This is a genomic window from Streptomyces sp. VRA16 Mangrove soil (assembly GCF_017377775.1).
GTDB lineage: Bacteria > Actinomycetota > Actinomycetes > Streptomycetales > Streptomycetaceae > Streptomyces.
Window position 1 is genome coordinate 308,235 of the sequence record NZ_JAFVLN010000009.1, and the last position, 14,713, is coordinate 322,947.

General features: G+C 73.1%; 15 protein-coding genes. 7 read left to right on the top strand and 8 right to left on the bottom strand.

Annotated elements, in window-relative coordinates; genetic code table 11:
• Positions 1-60: 60 nt before the first annotated feature.
• A complete protein-coding gene (locus J3486_RS25340; protein ID WP_307804929.1) occupies positions 61-1,116 on the bottom strand; it encodes an LD-carboxypeptidase in 1,056 nt (351 codons plus the stop codon).
• A 106-nt stretch (positions 1,117-1,222) separates the two neighbouring features.
• Here J3486_RS25340 and J3486_RS25345 point away from each other — a divergent pair, with 106 nt between their 5' ends.
• Positions 1,223-1,900 (top strand): AIM24 family protein, encoded by a 678-nt coding sequence (locus tag J3486_RS25345; RefSeq protein WP_207824017.1) that lies wholly within the window; start codon positions 1,223-1,225, stop codon positions 1,898-1,900.
• Here the strand turns inward: J3486_RS25345 and J3486_RS25350 are convergent.
• From J3486_RS25350 to J3486_RS25360, 3 genes are all read right to left on the bottom strand, one after another.
• Entirely contained in the window at positions 1,872-2,357 is a 486-nt protein-coding gene (locus tag J3486_RS25350) for an SRPBCC family protein (RefSeq protein WP_207824137.1), read from the bottom strand. The two genes, J3486_RS25345 and J3486_RS25350, sit on opposite strands and share 29 nt — an antisense overlap.
• A gap of 75 nt (positions 2,358-2,432) precedes the next feature.
• Positions 2,433-3,533 (bottom strand): Gfo/Idh/MocA family protein, encoded by a 1,101-nt coding sequence (locus tag J3486_RS25355; RefSeq protein ID WP_207824018.1) that lies wholly within the window; start codon positions 3,531-3,533, stop codon positions 2,433-2,435.
• Between the two features lie 138 nt (positions 3,534-3,671).
• Positions 3,672-4,898 (bottom strand): ROK family protein, encoded by a 1,227-nt coding sequence (locus J3486_RS25360; protein ID WP_207824019.1) that lies wholly within the window; start codon positions 4,896-4,898, stop codon positions 3,672-3,674.
• 163 nt (positions 4,899-5,061) lie between these two features.
• Here J3486_RS25360 and J3486_RS25365 point away from each other — a divergent pair, with 163 nt between their 5' ends.
• The 4 genes from J3486_RS25365 (at position 5,062) to J3486_RS25380 (ending at position 8,955) form a co-directional block, all read left to right on the top strand.
• Complete coding sequence (locus tag J3486_RS25365) at positions 5,062-6,234, top strand: Gfo/Idh/MocA family protein (RefSeq protein WP_207824021.1); 1,173 nt, start codon at positions 5,062-5,064, stop codon at positions 6,232-6,234.
• The gene (locus J3486_RS25370) at positions 6,231-7,151 is read left to right on the top strand and encodes a sugar phosphate isomerase/epimerase (RefSeq protein WP_207824022.1); all 921 of its coding nucleotides are present in this window, start codon (positions 6,231-6,233) and stop codon (positions 7,149-7,151) included. The genes J3486_RS25365 and J3486_RS25370 overlap by 4 nt, the downstream gene beginning before the upstream one ends.
• Before the next feature lie 71 nt (positions 7,152-7,222).
• On the top strand, positions 7,223-8,023 hold the full coding sequence (locus J3486_RS25375; RefSeq protein WP_207824023.1) for a sugar phosphate isomerase/epimerase: 801 nt from the start codon (positions 7,223-7,225) through the stop codon (positions 8,021-8,023).
• 242 nt (positions 8,024-8,265) lie between these two features.
• On the top strand, positions 8,266-8,955 hold the full coding sequence (locus J3486_RS25380; RefSeq protein WP_207824024.1) for a ThuA domain-containing protein: 690 nt from the start codon (positions 8,266-8,268) through the stop codon (positions 8,953-8,955).
• Here J3486_RS25380 and J3486_RS25385 read toward each other — a convergent pair.
• Complete coding sequence (locus J3486_RS25385) at positions 8,952-10,394, bottom strand: NAD(P)/FAD-dependent oxidoreductase (protein WP_207824025.1); 1,443 nt, start codon at positions 10,392-10,394, stop codon at positions 8,952-8,954. The two genes, J3486_RS25380 and J3486_RS25385, sit on opposite strands and share 4 nt — an antisense overlap.
• 143 nt (positions 10,395-10,537) lie before the next feature.
• On the opposite strand from J3486_RS25385, the gene trxA reads away from it, so the two are divergent.
• Positions 10,538-10,933 (top strand): thioredoxin, encoded by a 396-nt coding sequence (trxA, locus tag J3486_RS25390; protein WP_207824026.1) that lies wholly within the window; start codon positions 10,538-10,540, stop codon positions 10,931-10,933.
• A 22-nt stretch (positions 10,934-10,955) separates the two neighbouring features.
• Here trxA and J3486_RS25395 read toward each other — a convergent pair whose 3' ends face one another.
• Both J3486_RS25395 and J3486_RS25400 read right to left on the bottom strand, forming a co-directional pair.
• On the bottom strand, positions 10,956-12,008 hold the full coding sequence (locus J3486_RS25395; RefSeq protein WP_207824027.1) for a LacI family DNA-binding transcriptional regulator: 1,053 nt from the start codon (positions 12,006-12,008) through the stop codon (positions 10,956-10,958).
• Positions 12,009-12,058: 50 nt separating this feature from the next.
• Positions 12,059-13,114 carry a glycosyl hydrolase family 18 protein gene (locus J3486_RS25400; protein ID WP_207824029.1) on the bottom strand — a complete coding sequence of 352 codons (1,056 nt, stop codon included), beginning with the start codon at positions 13,112-13,114 and terminating at the stop codon, positions 12,059-12,061.
• 71 nt (positions 13,115-13,185) lie between these two features.
• Here J3486_RS25400 and J3486_RS25405 point away from each other — a divergent pair, with 71 nt between their 5' ends.
• Positions 13,186-13,641, top strand: coding sequence for a type II toxin-antitoxin system PemK/MazF family toxin (locus J3486_RS25405; protein ID WP_207824031.1), 456 nt, complete (start codon positions 13,186-13,188; stop codon positions 13,639-13,641).
• A 31-nt stretch (positions 13,642-13,672) separates the two neighbouring features.
• On the opposite strand, the gene J3486_RS25410 is transcribed toward J3486_RS25405, so the two are convergent.
• Positions 13,673-14,530, bottom strand: coding sequence for a TIGR02452 family protein (locus J3486_RS25410; protein ID WP_207824033.1), 858 nt, complete (start codon positions 14,528-14,530; stop codon positions 13,673-13,675).
• Between the last annotated feature and the right edge of the window lie 183 nt (positions 14,531-14,713).

Below are 14,713 nucleotides of genomic sequence, written 5' to 3' on the forward strand. Positions count from 1 at the left end.
AGACTTCTTCGGGAAGATTCCTTCGCGAAGAAATCTTCGCGAAGAAGTCCTCGCGGATGGTCAGCGCCCGTCCGGTACCCCGTGCTGTGCGGCGCGTACGGCCGGTTCGAGCAGCGCCAACGTCCGTGCCCCCGCGTCGAGTTCGGCGCGGAGACCGACCGGCATCGGCAGGTTCGGGACCGCGTGGCCGAACTCGACGTTGCCCAGGACCGGGATGTCGCGGTCGCCGAGGGCGTCGAGGACCAGCTCGGCCAGGTTCGGCGAGCCGTCGGACGAACCGGGCGAGGCGAGTCCGGCGATGTCCTTCGGAACGCCCACGACCATGCCGGAGATCCGGTCGAGGACGCCGCTGTGCCGCAGGATCTGCAAGAAGGTCCAGACATGGGCCGCGAGGCCGCCCAGCTCCTCCCAGAACAGGACCGCGCCGTCGAAGTGTTCGAGCGGCAGCGCGAAGGGCGTCGCCTGGAGCAGCACGACGCGGTTGATGACCCCGCCGATCAGGGGCCCTTCGGTACGCCCGGCGCGCCAGCACTCCCACGACGGACTCGCGGGCAGCGCGCCGATCGGTTCCGTGCCGGTCAGCAGCTGCGCGTAGAGCTTCCCCAGCTCCGCCCTGCGCGCGGCGGACGCCCGCTGCCAGGACCCACCGAGCCCGGGCGTCGCCAGGTCGGTGTGGAAGCCGACGAGACCGGTGCGGGCGTGGACGGCGAGGTGCAGCAGGGAGATGTCGCTGAGGCCGAGGATCGGTTTGGGGTCGGCCCGGATCGCGTCGTAGTCGATCAGGTCGAGGTAGCCGAAGACGGTGTGGCCCCCGTCGTGCGCGACGATCGCGCGGACCTCGGGATCGCGCAGCAGCCCGTTGAACTCCTCGGCGATCTCGTCCGGCCGCGCCGCACTCCACCAGCGCCGCCGCCCGGGGTCCTGGAGGATCGGCGCGAGACGGACCCGGAAGCCCATCCGTTCGAGCTCGGCGACGGCTCGTTCCAGATCGGGTGCGTACGCGTGGTGGAGCGGGCCGGAGAGCGCCGCGACGACGACGAGGTCACCGGCCACGAGGGCGCGGGGACGCAGGAGTTGAGGCAGGTGGGGAGCGCGGAGCAGCGCGGTGGAGGTCACCGGGGAAGTGTCGCGACGCGGGCGGCGGCGCGCCACGCGTTTTCGATCACCGCCCGGTCGCGAAGGGGCCTTGTCGGAGCGGAACCCTCCGGGTCACGATGCCCCGATGAAGGGTGATCTTTTCGCCGGCGAGTTCATGGTGCGGGCAGCCGTGGCGCCGGGCATGAGTGTGCAGAACGCCAAGTCGATCCGGTACGTGGTGAACGGGGAGATGCTGGCGCGGCAGGGGGCGATGATCGCCTACCGGGGGAATCTCCAGTTCGAGCGGAAGGGCCAGGGGGTGGGCGGCATGCTGAAGCGGGCCGTCACCGGCGAGGGGCTGCCGCTCATGAAGGTGCGGGGTCAGGGGGAGGCCTGGTTCGCGCAGGAGGCGCAGAACGTGTTCGTCGTGGATCTCGAACCCGGCGACGTGTTCACCGTCAACGGGCGCAACGTGTTGTGCTTCGACGCCACGCTGTCGTACGACATCAAGACGGTGAAGGGCGCGGGGATGAGCGGCGGCGGCCTGTTCAACAGCGTGTTCACCGGGCACGGGCGGCTCGGGCTGATATGCGAGGGCCATCCGCTGGTGCTGCCGGTGTCGCCGCAGCAGCCGGTGTACGTGGACACGGACGCGATCGTGGGCTGGACCGCCGATCTGCGGACGTCGTTGCACCGTTCGCAGTCGATCGGTTCGATGATCCGCGGCGGGTCGGGCGAGGCGGTCCAGCTCAAGCTGGAGGGTGAGGGGTTCGTGGTGGTGCGGCCGAGCGAGGCTACGCCTCAGAAGCCGCAGCAGCACTAGGCGGAGCGGCCGTGCGGGCCCGGGCCCGTTCGGCCACCGCGATCTTCGCCAGTTTCGTGAGCATCATGCCGTTGCGGACCTTCACCAGGTAGTCCACGGGGAGGCCGTGCATCCGGGTGCCGGGTCCGCGCAGGGGGTGCCAGTCGAGGACGAACAGGGTGTGCTCGCCCCACGGGACCAGGTTCATGGCGACGCGGGCGGCGCCGAAGGGCTCCGCCTTGGCCTCCAGTTCCAGTCGCCGCCCCGGCTCGCAGATCCGCACGACGCTGGTGTCGTCGGTGGTGAGCGGGCCGATGCCGACCCGGAAGCGGAGGGTGGTGCCCACCGCGGGCCAGCCGGGGTCCACGGCGAGCACTTCCTGGTTGCCGGTGACCCACTCGTCGTAGCGCCGGCCGTCGCACAGCAGCCGCCAGACCTCGGCGGGCGGGCTCAGGATCAGTCTGCGGTTGCGGGCCACGGTGATCACGCTCCTTCCGCGGACAAGCGTTCACCTCCGCCACGCCTCCGGCAACCGCAGATCCCGGGGCCGCGGTCAGACGTGCGGGACCGCGGCCGGCCGGTCCACCGTGCTGGTGACCCGCAGCGCCCCGCTCTCGAACGAGGCGGCCTGCATCAGTTCGAGCACGTCGAGCACGTGGTAGGCGAACTCCGCGGAGGCGCGGTGCGGGCCGCCCCGCAGGTGCTCGGCGAGGTCGAGGACGCCCGGGCCGCGGAACGGGGTGCCGGCCGGGGGCGCGACCGGCGGGCACACCGGCTTCAGCTCACGCCACTGCGACTCGTCGCGCCGCCGGATGCGTACGGGCAGGTCGAAGTGGTTGGGGTCGGGCAGTTGCAGGGTGCCCTCGGTGCCGTAGACCTCGATGCTCGGGGTGTCGCTGTCCCAGACGTCGAAGCTGTACATGGTGGTGGCGAGGGTGCCGGAGGCGAACCGCAGCACCGAGGTCGCGTGCGTGGCGACCTGCACGTCGACCGTGTCCACCCGGCGGTCCTGCGAGGTGACCGCGATCGTCTCCTGCGCCTGGCCGGAGGCGCCCAGCACGTCGGTGACCGGGCCGAGCAGGTTGACCAGGGCGGCGACGTGGTACGGACCGAAGTCGAGGACGGGTCCCCCGCCGGCCTGGAACAGGAAGGTCGGGTCGGGGTGCCAGGTCTGGGCCCGGGAGGAGCGCACGAAGCTGGTCGCCGCGAACGGCGTACCGATGAGTCCCGCGTCCAGGGCCGCCCGCGCGGTCTGTCCCGCGGCGCCGAGGAAGGTGTCGGGGGCGCCGCCGAGCACCCGGCCGCTCGCCTCGGCGGTGGCCATGTTCCGGCGGGCCAGCTCGGTGGTGGCGGCGAGCGGCTTCTCCGTGTAGACGTGCTTGCCGGCGCGCAGGGCCGCGTCGGTGAGCGGCGCGTGTGCGGCGGGCGGGGTGATGTTGACGACGATGTCGACGGAGTCGTCGGCGAGCAGCTGCTCGGTGGTGCCCCAGGCGGGGATGCCGAACTGCTCGGCGGCCGCCCGTGCCCGGTCCTGGTCGAGGTCGGCGACGCGGACGACCTGCAGCTGCGGCACGGACGCAAGACCGGCCGCGTACGCCTTGAAGATGGAGCCGGTTCCGAGGATGCCGACGGTGAACTTCCTGCTCTCGCCCATGGGGTGACTCCTGGTCACTGCGGGGGCCGCGGTCCGCGGGGAACGGGGGCCGTGGCTGCGGATGATGTCCGGGACGAGATCACCGCTGCGGAGCCGCATCAGGAAATACCCCCGGGCCGCGGCTGTCAAGCGGCGTGATCAGCGCGCCGGCGTCATCAGACCGGTGATCCCGTCGGGCGACAGGGCGTGCTCGACCGCGAGGACGCCGCCGCCGAGGCCCGCCGCGTCCGGGCCGAGGAGGCTGGGTCCGAGGGTGAGAGCGCGGGTGGCCAGCGGCAGGGCGCGGCGGTAGACGACCGACCTGATCCCGGCGATCAGGTCGTCCCCGGCGTCGGCGACGGCGCCGCCGATGACGATCCGGGCCGGGTTGAGGACGTGCACCAGGAGGGCGACGACCTCGCCGATCGGGGTCGCGGCGGCCCGCACGACGCGCAGCGCGTCAGGGTCGCCGCGGCGGGCCAGTTCGACGAGGTCGGCCTCAGGGCCGCGTGCCTCGCTCAGCCGGGCGCGCATGGCCCGGGTGGAGGCGACGGCCTCGACGCAGCCGGCCTTGCCGCAGGGGCACTCGGGGCCTTCGGCGCCGGGCACGGTGAGGTGGCCGATGTCGCCGGCCGCGCCGTCGGCGCCGCGGTGCAGCTCCCCGTCGGCCGAGACGAAGCCGCCGCCGATGCCGGTGCCGACCTTGATGTACAGCAGGGGCGCCTGATCGGCCGGGAGCATGCGGGCCTCGCCCAGAGCCATCAGGTTCACGTCGTTGTCGACGAGGACCGGGCAGCCCAGGTGTCCTGCGAGGGTCTCGGCGACGGGGTGGCCGTCCCAGCCGGGCATGATCGGCGGCCGGACGGGGGCGCCGGCCGCGTGGTCGACGGGTCCCGGCACCCCGACGGCCGCCGTGCACAGGGCCGCGTCCGGCAGCCCCGTCCGCTCCAGCAACGTACGAAACTCCTCGGCGAGACGCGCCAGCACGGCGTCCGGGCCGTCCGTGAGAGCGACGGGGAACTCGGTGCGGGCCAGGACCTGTTGCGAGAGATCCGCGATGCGCAGTCGGGCACTGTGCGCGCCCAGGTCGGCGACGGCGACCACGCCGGCCCGGGGGTTGAGGGTCAGGCGCAGCGGCGGCCTGCCGCGGCCCGGCCGCTCCAGCACACCGCCCTCGACGACCACTCCGGCGGCGATCAGCGCGTCGAGGTGCCGGGTGACGGTGGAGCGCGCGAGCCCCGCGGTGGCGACGAGTTCGGCGCGGTGGGCGGCCGTGCCCGAGGCGATCAGCCGGGCCAGGGTGCTGTAGAGCAGGCCACCGCCGTCGCGGAAGCGCAACTGGGGCACGGCGAGGCGCGGCGCGGCGGCGAGGGGCGGACGGTCCATGCCGGGAACCGTACGCTCCCGCACTCGATTTGAGTATCCCAAGAGTCAAAATAAGTTCTCTTGTCATTCGTAATTCGTGGCCGTACGGTCATGTCCGGGACGAGAGACACCAACGCCGACGGAGTGCGCACCACTGGCACGAGTCGAAGGGAAGGCGGCCACCATGGCTCCGCCCGCCACACCATCCGCAGCACCCGACGTACGGCCGCCGCGCGCGGCGGTCATCGGTACGGGCACGATCGCGGACGTCCACCGCAGGGCGATCCGCGCCGCGGGCGCCGACGTCGTCGGCGTGCTCGGGTCGAGTCCCGCACGCGGCGAGGAGGCCGCCGCACGCTGGCAGGTGACCGGATACCCGGACCTGGCCGCGCTGCTCGCCGACGACCGCGTCGACGTCGTCCACGTCTGCACGCCCAATCACACCCACGCCGCGTACACCGAGCAGGTGCTCGCGGCCGGCCGACACGTCGTGTGCGAGAAGCCGCTCGGCGTGAACGCGGCGGAGGCGGAGCGGCTCGCGGCCGCGGCCCGGGCGAGCGGCCTGGTCGCCACCGTGCCGTTCGTCTACCGCTACCACCCGCTCGTACGGGAGATCAGACAGCGCCGCATCGACGGCGAGTTCGGCACCTGGCATCTGCTGCACGGCAGTTACCTCCAGGACTGGATGCTCTCGCCCGAGGCGTCCGGTTGGCGGGTCGACCCGGCGCGCGGCGGCCCCTCCCGAGCGTTCGCCGACATCGGTTCGCACTGGTGCGACCTGGTCCAGTGGGTGTCGGGCGAGACGTTCACCGAGGTGTCCGCGGCCGCGTCGGTCGTCGTCGACGAGCGGCCCACGGCCGACGCCGCGTCCTTCTCCGCGGATTCGGCGGCCGACGCCGCGGACGGTCCCCGCGCGCGGGTGGAGACCGAGGACTGCGCGGCGCTGCTGCTGCGCACCCGGCGCGGCCGGCTCGGCACGGTGACGGTCTCGCAGGTGTCCGCGGGCCGCAAGAACCGCCTCTGGTTCGAACTGGACGGCTCCCTCGGCAGCGCCGTCTTCGACCAGGAGAACCCGGAGACCGTGTGGCTCGGCGCCGAGTACGGCAGCCGCGTCGTGCACCGCGACCCGGGCCACGGCAGCCCGGAGCAGCGCAGGCTCTCCGTCCTGCCGCCCGGCCACCCGCAGGGGTACGCCGACTGCTTCACCGCGTTCGTGGCCGACACGTACGCGGCCATCGGCGGCGCCCGCCCCGAGGGTCTGCCGACCTTCGCCGACGGGCTGCGCGCCGCACGCCTCGTCGACGCCTTCCTCTCCTCCTCCCGCACCGGCGACTGGACCAAGGTGGTTCCCGCATGAAGCTCGGATTTCTGACGGCCTGTCTCCCGCAGTGGGAGCTCTCCGACATCGCCGCGTGGGCCGCCGCGCACGACTACGAGGCGCTGGAGGTCGCGGTCTGGCCGGGCACGGGCGGCCGTGACTTCGAGGCGTCGCACCTGCCCGTCGCCACGTTCGGCGAGCGCGAGGCGGACGAGACGCGCGCCCTGTTCGACAAGCACGGCCTGGAGCTGTCCGCGCTGGCCTACTACGAGAACAACCTCCACCCGGACCAGGACCGCCGCGCCGAGATCCGTACCCACCTCAAGCGCGCCATCGACACCGCGCAGCGCCTCGACGTCCCGTACGTGGGTACGTTCGTGGGCCGCGACTGGACCCGTCCGGTCGCGGAGAACCTCGCCGAGGCCGAGCGGATCCTGCCCGAGCTCGTCGAGTACGCGGGCGAGCGCGGCGTACGCATCATCATCGAGAACTGTGTGATGGAGGGCTGGCACCCCGACGGCTATCCGGGCAACCTCGCCTACTCCCCCGAACTGTGGGAGTGGATGTTCGACCTGGGCCTGTATCTCAACTGGGACCCCTCGCACCTCACGTGGATCGGCATCGACCCCGTCGAGACGATCGCCCCGTACATCGACCGCATCGTGCACGCGCAGGCCAAGGACGTGCAGCTGCGCCCGGCCGACCGGCTGCGCCACGGCCACTTCGGTCCGGCCCGCGACCGCTCGGCGAACCCGTGGGACATGGGCTGGTGGCGCTACCGCGTCCCCGGCCTCGGCCAGATCGACTGGTCCTCCGTCGTCGACCGGCTCTACGAGGCGGGCTTCACCGGCACGCTGTCCGTGGAGCACGAGGACCCGGTGTGGGGCGGTACGCCCGAGAAGGTCACCCAGGGCCTGGAGATCGCCCATCGCACCCTGCGGCCGCTGCTCGTCTGATCCGAGCGGCCCGCCGCGGCCGCCGACTCCCTTGCTCCGCACACCACTTACCGCACTCTTGTGGAGAGCTCATGTCCAGCCCCGCCCGTCTGTCCGTCCAGCTCTACAGCATCCGCGAGGCGCTCGCCGCCGACCGCGACGGCACCCTGGCCCGCCTCGCCGCACTCGGCTACCGCCATGTCGAGCCGTGCGGCCTGGGCCAGTGGGACCTGTCCCCCGCCGAGCGCGCCGAGGAGGCCCGCGCGCTGCGCGCCGCCCTGGACCGGGCCGGTCTCGCCGTGTCCTCGGTGCACGCCGCCGTCGCCGCCGGTGACCTCGCGCCGCTGGTCGAGGAGTGCCGCATCCTCGGCGCGGACACCGTGTTCGTGCCGGTCCCGCAGATGGTCGAGGGCTTCGACGGCTCCGTCTTCAGCGACGCCGACCAACTGCGCGCGTTCGCCGCCCGGTTGACCGAGGCGGCCGAGGAACTGGCCGCGTACGGCATCCGGCTCGGCTACCACAACCACGCCTTCGAGTGGGCCGAACTGCCCGACGGACGCACCGGCTTCGACGTCTTCTGGGAGCTGGCGGGCGAGGCCGTCCTCGCCGAGCTGGACGTCTACTGGGCGACCGTCGCGGGCCAGGACCCCGCCGCCGTCCTGGAGCGTCTCGGCGGGCGCGCGGTCGCCGCCCACCTCAAGGACGGGCCCGCCCGTCAGGGCGCGCCGCAGACCCCCATCGGCACCGGCGACGTCGACATCCCCGCGGCCCTCGCCGCGGGACGCCATCTGGCCTGGCACATCGCCGAGATCGACGAGACGGAGCTGGACGTCTTCGCGCTCCTGGAGACGAACCGGGCCGCTCTCCTCGGCCTCGGCTCAACGGCCGGCTGACGGGCCCCGCGGGCCGTCCGGCGCGTGACCCGATGTGCGGTCGGCCGTGCGGCCTTGTCCGGTACATCGCGTGCGGCCGGGTCTCGGTGCGACACCGCACTCACTCGCTCGTTCGCTGCCGACGCCACCACAGTGCCGCGCAAACCGCTGCGACAGTGCGGGACGCTGTGGTGGCGGTACCCCGACGACCCGGTGCTCCAGGGAAGCGGGCCGCCCCGAAGACCACCGAGAGGGAAGCGACCATGACCGCACCTCCTGCCCCCGCCGGACCTCGTCGCGGGCTGCTGCTCGGCGGCGTCGGACGCTACACCGACCCGTGGCACCCGTTCCCCGTCACGAACGCGGCCCTGGTCTCCGTCGCCCGTGAGGCGGGCGTCGACCTCACGGCGGCGACGGACATCGACGCGGCGCTGGCCGACCTCGCCGACGGCCCCCTGCCGGAGCTGGTCGTCATGAACCTCGGACTGCCCCAAGACGACGCCCCCGTCCCCGCCGGTCCCCGCCCCGCGGCCGGACTCGCCCGGCTCCTGGAGAGCCGCACGCCCGTCCTCGCCGTGCACGCGTCGACGACCTGCTTCCCCGGGGACGCGACCTGGGAGGCCCTGCTCGGCGGCACCTGGGTGCGGGACACGACGACGCACCCGCCGTACGGCCGCGCCCACGTCCTGGTCACCGACCCCGGCCACCCCCTCACCACCGGACTCACCGACTTCGACCTCGACGACGAGCGCTACACGGACCTCCGTGTCTCACCGAAGGTCCGTGTCCTGCTCACGCACGAACACGAGGGCGGCCGGCACCCGTTGCTTTGGGTGCACACGCGTCCCGGGGGCGGCACCACCGTGTACGACGCGCTGGGGCACGACGGGCGTTCGTACGAGTCCGAGGAGCACCGCCTCGTACTGCGGCGCGCCGTCGGGACCCTCCGCTAGCCGCGATACGTCTCCAGCAACCGCAGCCACACCTCGCTCACCGTCGGATACGCCGGCACCGCGTGCCACAGTCGGTCGATCGGGACCTCGCCCGCGATCGCGACCGTCGCCGAGTGGATGAGTTCGCCGACGCCGGGGCCGACGAAGGTGACGCCGAGCAGTACCTCGCGGTCGAGGTCGACGATCATGCGGGCGCGGCCGGTGTAGCCGTCGGCGTACAGGCCCGAGCCCGCCACATGGGCGAGGTCGTAGTCGACGGCGCGGACCCGGTGCCCGGCCGCCTCGGCCTCGGCGAGGGTGAGGCCCGCGCTCGCCGCCTCGGGGTCGGTGAAGACGACCTGGGGGACGGCGGCGTGGTCGGCGGTGGCGGCGTGGGCGCCCCAGCGGTCGCTCTCCAGGATCGGGACACCGGAGGCGCGGGCCGTGATGGCCGCGCCCGCGATCCGGGCCTGGTACTTGCCCTGATGGGTGAGGAGCGCGCGGTGGTTGGCGTCGCCGACGGCGTACAGCCAGTCGCTGCCCTCGACGCGCAGCGACTCGTCGACGTCCAGCCAGGAGCCCGGTTCAAGGCCCACCGTGTCGAGGCCGATGTCCTCGGTGCGCGGGGCCCGGCCGGTGGCGAAGAGGATCTCGTCGGCCGTCAGGGTCGAGCCGTCGTCCAGGGCGACCGAGAGGACGCCGTCCGTGCGCTCCACTGCGGTCACGGAGACGCCGGTGCGCACCTCGGCGCCGGCCTCGCGGAGCGCGTCGGCGACCAGTTCCCCGGCGAACGGTTCCATGCGGTTCAGCAGGCCGCCGCCCCGGACGAGCACGGTGACCTGCGAGCCGAGCGCCTGCCAGGCCGTCGCCATCTCGGTGGCGACGACGCCGCCGCCGACGACGATCAGGCGGCCGGGCGCGTGGTCGGCGCTCGTCGCCTCCCTGCTGGTCCAGGGCTTGGTCTCGGCAAGTCCCGGCAGGTCGGGCAGGGCGGCCCGGGTGCCGGTGCAGACGGCGACGGCGTGCCGGGCGGTCAGCACGGTGACGGTGCCGTCCTGCGCGGTCACCGTGACCCGGCGCGGGCCGTCGAGGCGGCCGTGGCCGCGGTAGAGGTCGGCGCCGATCGACTCGATCCAGCCGACCTGTCCGTCGTCCTTCCAGTGCGAGGTGTAGTCGTCGCGGTGAGCGAGGACCGCCGGCGTGTCCAGGGGGCCCTGCACGGCCTGGCGCAGTCCGGGGACCCGCCGGGCGTCCGCGCGGGCGATCACCGGGCGCAGCAGCGCCTTGCTGGGCATGCACGCCCAGTACGAGCATTCGCCGCCGACGAGTTCGCTCTCCACGATCGCCGCGCTCAGCCCTCCCGCCCGCACCCGGTCGGCGACGTTCTCCCCGACCGGTCCCGCTCCCACCACTACGACGTCGTACGTGATGGCATTCGTGGCATCCGTGGCATGTGTCATGAGGCCCAGTGTGGTCAAAGGTGTGCCTGCGGGCCACATGGGTACGTGCGCGGAATACGTCCGGCGTGCGGACGGTTGTGCACAGCGGCTTTGCCCCCTACGGCTTCGCCCCGAACCCCGGAAGCAGGAAGAGGGAAAACACCATGAGCAGCACCACTGTGGAGCTGACCAAGGAGAACTTCGATCAGACGGTCACGGAGAACGAGTTCGTGCTGATCGACTTCTGGGCGTCCTGGTGCGGGCCGTGCCGGCAGTTCGCCCCGGTCTACGAGAAGGCCGCCGAGGCCAACCCCGACCTCGTCTTCGGCAAGGTCGACACGGAGGCGCAGCCGGAGCTGGCCGCCGCGTTCGGCATCCAGTCGATCCCGACGCTGATGATCGTCCGTGACCAGGTGGCCGTGTTCGCCCAGCCGGGCGCGCTGCCCCAGGAGGCCCTGGACGACGTGATCGGGCAGGCCCGCAAGCTGGACATGGACGAGGTCCGCAAGTCCGTGGCCGCGCAGCAGGCCGAGCAGGCGCAGCAGTCCGAAGAAGCCTGATCCGGGCGGGGTGCGGCGCGGGTCAGGTCGACTCGCGCCGCACCAGACTCGCGGCGAGGACCTCCCGGGCCTCCGGTTCGGCCGCGGGGTCGCGCACCAGCCGGTCGACGAGCTCCGCGAGCTCCTCCCCCGAGGGCATGGCGAGACGTACGGTGCTCAGCCGCGGTCGCAGCAGCCGGCCCAGCATCAGATCGTCGGCGCCGATCACGGCGACGTCGCCCGGGATGTCGACGCCCGCGTCCTGGAGGGCGCGCATCAGCAGCATCGCGTACTCGTCGTTGTACGCGAACACGGCGTCGAGGCCCGACTCACGTACCTCTTCGGCCACTTGGGCCGCGTCGTCCTCGGTGTAGGCGAGCGGCACCGGGACCACCTCGGCTCCGGTCGCGCGGACGCCCTCCAGGCGCGGCTGCGCGAACACGTCGAGGCCCTCTTCGCGCGGCATCACGACGCCGATCCGGTCGTGGCCGCGCTCGCGCAGATGTTCGCCCGCCACCCGGCCGACCTCGCGATGGTCGGTGAGCAGGGCGTGCGCGCCCTCGACCGGTTCGGGACCGAGGGTCATGACGGCCTTGGCGCCGGACCGCTTGAGCACGTCGATGCCGCGCCGCCCCATGCCGAGGGGGGCGAGGACGGCGACGGGCCGCAGCTCGGCCCAGGCGCGGGCCGCTTCGTCGCCGACGACGCCTACACTGCCGTACTGGACGACGGTGTAGTCGAGGCGGCTGAGCGCCCACTGGAACTCGTTGAGGAATCCGCTGTACAGCGGGCCGATGGGCACGTCGGGCGTCGGCATGAGCACGATGCGGGTGTGTCCGGCGCGCAGACTGCGGGCTGCGGCGTGCGGGACGTAGCCGAGCTCTCTGGCGGCCTCGTGGACGCGGCGCCGGGTCGGCTCGCTGATCCGTACGGCGCTGGTGTTGTTCAGGACGTAGCTGACGGTGGCGCGGGACACCCCGGCCAGGCGGGCGACGTCCGCGCTCGTCGGGGCGGAGCCGCGGGCGGTTCCCGTGGCGTCGGCGGATGCGGGCTGCTGATTCGGTATCTGCGGTTTCTGCACCATGGCGTACGGCATCTTTCCAGAAGCGGCCCCCGGCGCGGGGGCCGCTCCCCTGTCGGCCCCCGCTAACCGTTCGCGAGGACCTTCCACAGCTGCGGGTCCTCGAAGCCCAGGGCCCACAGGACCGTGTCGGGCACGCCGTGACTGCGCAGCGCGGGCAGATGGGCGGCGATGCCGCGGGCGTCCTGGTACCAGACGGTGCGACGCGTCGCGCCGTCCCGGTACGTGAAGTACGGGGTGCCGGATCCGGGGTCGAGGGTGTAGGGCGCCTTCTCCTTGCGGCGCAGGGCGTCGGCCTCCTTCCACGTCACGTGTTTCGAGGGCTTCTTGCCGTCGGCGTCCCAGTCCCAGCCGTAGGCCGGGATGCCCATCTCCAGCTTGGCGCGCGGGACTTGGGCGGTCGCCGTGTCCAGGATCCGGTCGTACCACTCGGGGGACGAGAGCGGGCCGGGACCGCCTTCGGCGTAGTGCAGGTTGTAGCCCATGATCCGCATCCGGTCGACGGCGGCGCCGATCCGCTCGTAGTCCCAGATGCGGCCGCTCGTGGGGGTCTTGGGGGTGACGGAGACGAAGCACTGCTTGTTCAGGGCGTGCAGCCGGGCGCACAGGTCGGTGACGAAGGTGGCGTAACCGTCGCGCACGGCGCGGTAGTCGGCGTCGGGGGTCGGCGCGATGGTCTCGTAGTCGATGTCCAGGCCGTCGTAGGAGCGGCTGCGGACGACGGCAAGGAGCGCCTCGACGTGGTCGGCGCGGCGGGCCGGGCTGGTCAGGACGGCGGCGAGGGCGCCGGGTTTCAGCTGTTCCATCACGGTCGGGACGACCTGGATGTCCTTGGCGTGCAGCCCGTCGATGATGCGCCGCTCGCCGGCGCCCGGGTGGCCCGCGACGCGGGTCGCGGACTTCGTCTCGTACCAGAAGGGGCTGATGGTGCGCAGTTGTGCGGCGTGCGCGAGGGCGTCGCGGTAGGCGGCGTCCTGGTCCCAGTACGGCAGCCAGGCGGAGACCGTACGGGGCGGGGGCGGCGCGGTGTCGTCGGCGTGCGCGCCGGCCGGGGCGAGTCCCGTGGCGAGCAGAACGGCCAGGGAGGACAGGGCGATCGGGGGTATGCGTCGTCGTGCCATGGTCCGAGCCTGTGGGTCATCCACCGCCCCCGCCGCGCGGATTGGGCCGTCCAGGCCCTAACGTGACCCGCGTGACTGCCTTTACGGATGACCACACGAACGAACACCCCGGCCGCTTCGGCGCGACGGCCACGGTGGAGGCCCGGCCGGACCGCGTGGGCCCGGTGCGCACCGAGTACGCGCCCGCGCACGACGGCGACCCCGATCCCGGCGAGATCGTCTGGACGTGGGTGCCTTTCGAGGAGAACGACGGCCGCGGCAAGGACCGGCCGGTGCTCGTCGTCGCCCGTGAGGCGGCCGGCACGCTGCTCGCCGTGCAGCTGTCCAGCAAGCGGCACGACCGCGACCGCGAGTGGGTGGCGCTGGGTTCGGGCCCCTGGGACCGCGAGGGGCGCGACTCGTGGGTGGACCTGGACCGGGTGCTGCGGGTGCACGAGCAGGGCATGCGCCGCGAGGCGTGCGCCCTGGACCGCGGCCGGTTCAACACCGTGGTGCTGCGCCTGCGGGAACGCTACGGCTGGAAGTGACCCCGCGCCCGGTACGCGAGCCGCGGCCGCGCTATGGCCGGATCCGTGCGCTCTCGCCGAGGACCCGCTCGAACGCCGAGCGGGTCGTCGCGGCCGGGGTGCGGTCCAGGACCGCGAAGACGACCTGGTCGAAGCGCCCGTGGAAGCGGTCGGCGCGCAGGGCCGTGCGGAAGGCGTGCGCGACCTGCTCCGGGTCGTTGCGGAACACTCCGCAGCCCCAGGCGCCGAGCACCAGGCGCCGGTAGCCCCCGGCCGCGGCCACTTCGAGGACGCGCTCGGCGCGGACGGCCAGCGCCGCCGGGATCTCGGCGACCCGCTCCGGGGTGCGGCGGGCGATCACCCCGGCGTTCGGCGCCGGTGACGTCAGGAAACCCACCTCGTACGGGGCGTCGAGCAGCCGGCCGCGGTCGTCCCGGAACACGGGCACGCCCGGCGCGTGGATGACGCGGTCGCTGTAGAAGACGTCCCGGTCGGCGCGGTGGTGGTCGTAGAACTCCGGGACCTCGATCAGGCACGTGTACAGCGCGGAGGCCCGGCAGACGGCCTCTTCCTGGGCCTGTGCGCCGTTCAGGAAGCCGCCGCCCGGGTTGCGGGCGGACGCGAAGTTCAGCACCGCGATCCGGCCCGCCCGCTCCCCCGTCATCCGGCGCGCCGCTTCGAGGCTGCTCTCCCCCGTGACCTCGACCGACGGCGCGGCCGCGGCCGCCGTCCGCGGCGTACCGGGCGGATCCGGCAGCGGCACCGGGTCCGGCCCGTACATCCGCGTCCCCGCCCTGGCCCGGGCCACGGCGGCGGCCACGGACACCGTCCGGCCGTCCTGCGTCACGTACTCCCCCGCCGTGACGATCTCCTGCGTGCGCTGCGCCAACCCGCGCAGGCGTGCGCTCACGGCCGTTCCCCCGTCGTTCTCATGAACCCATCGTGTGGTGCCTGTGACCGCGCGGACAACAGGTTTTCGATGTCTCGGCCAACCTTCCTGGGCACCCTTGTGCGATGGACGGGGAAGGTCTTGGGTGGGACGAGCGTTGCCCGAAAAGGCCCGACCCGGGCCGAATCGACGCCATGGCCCGCA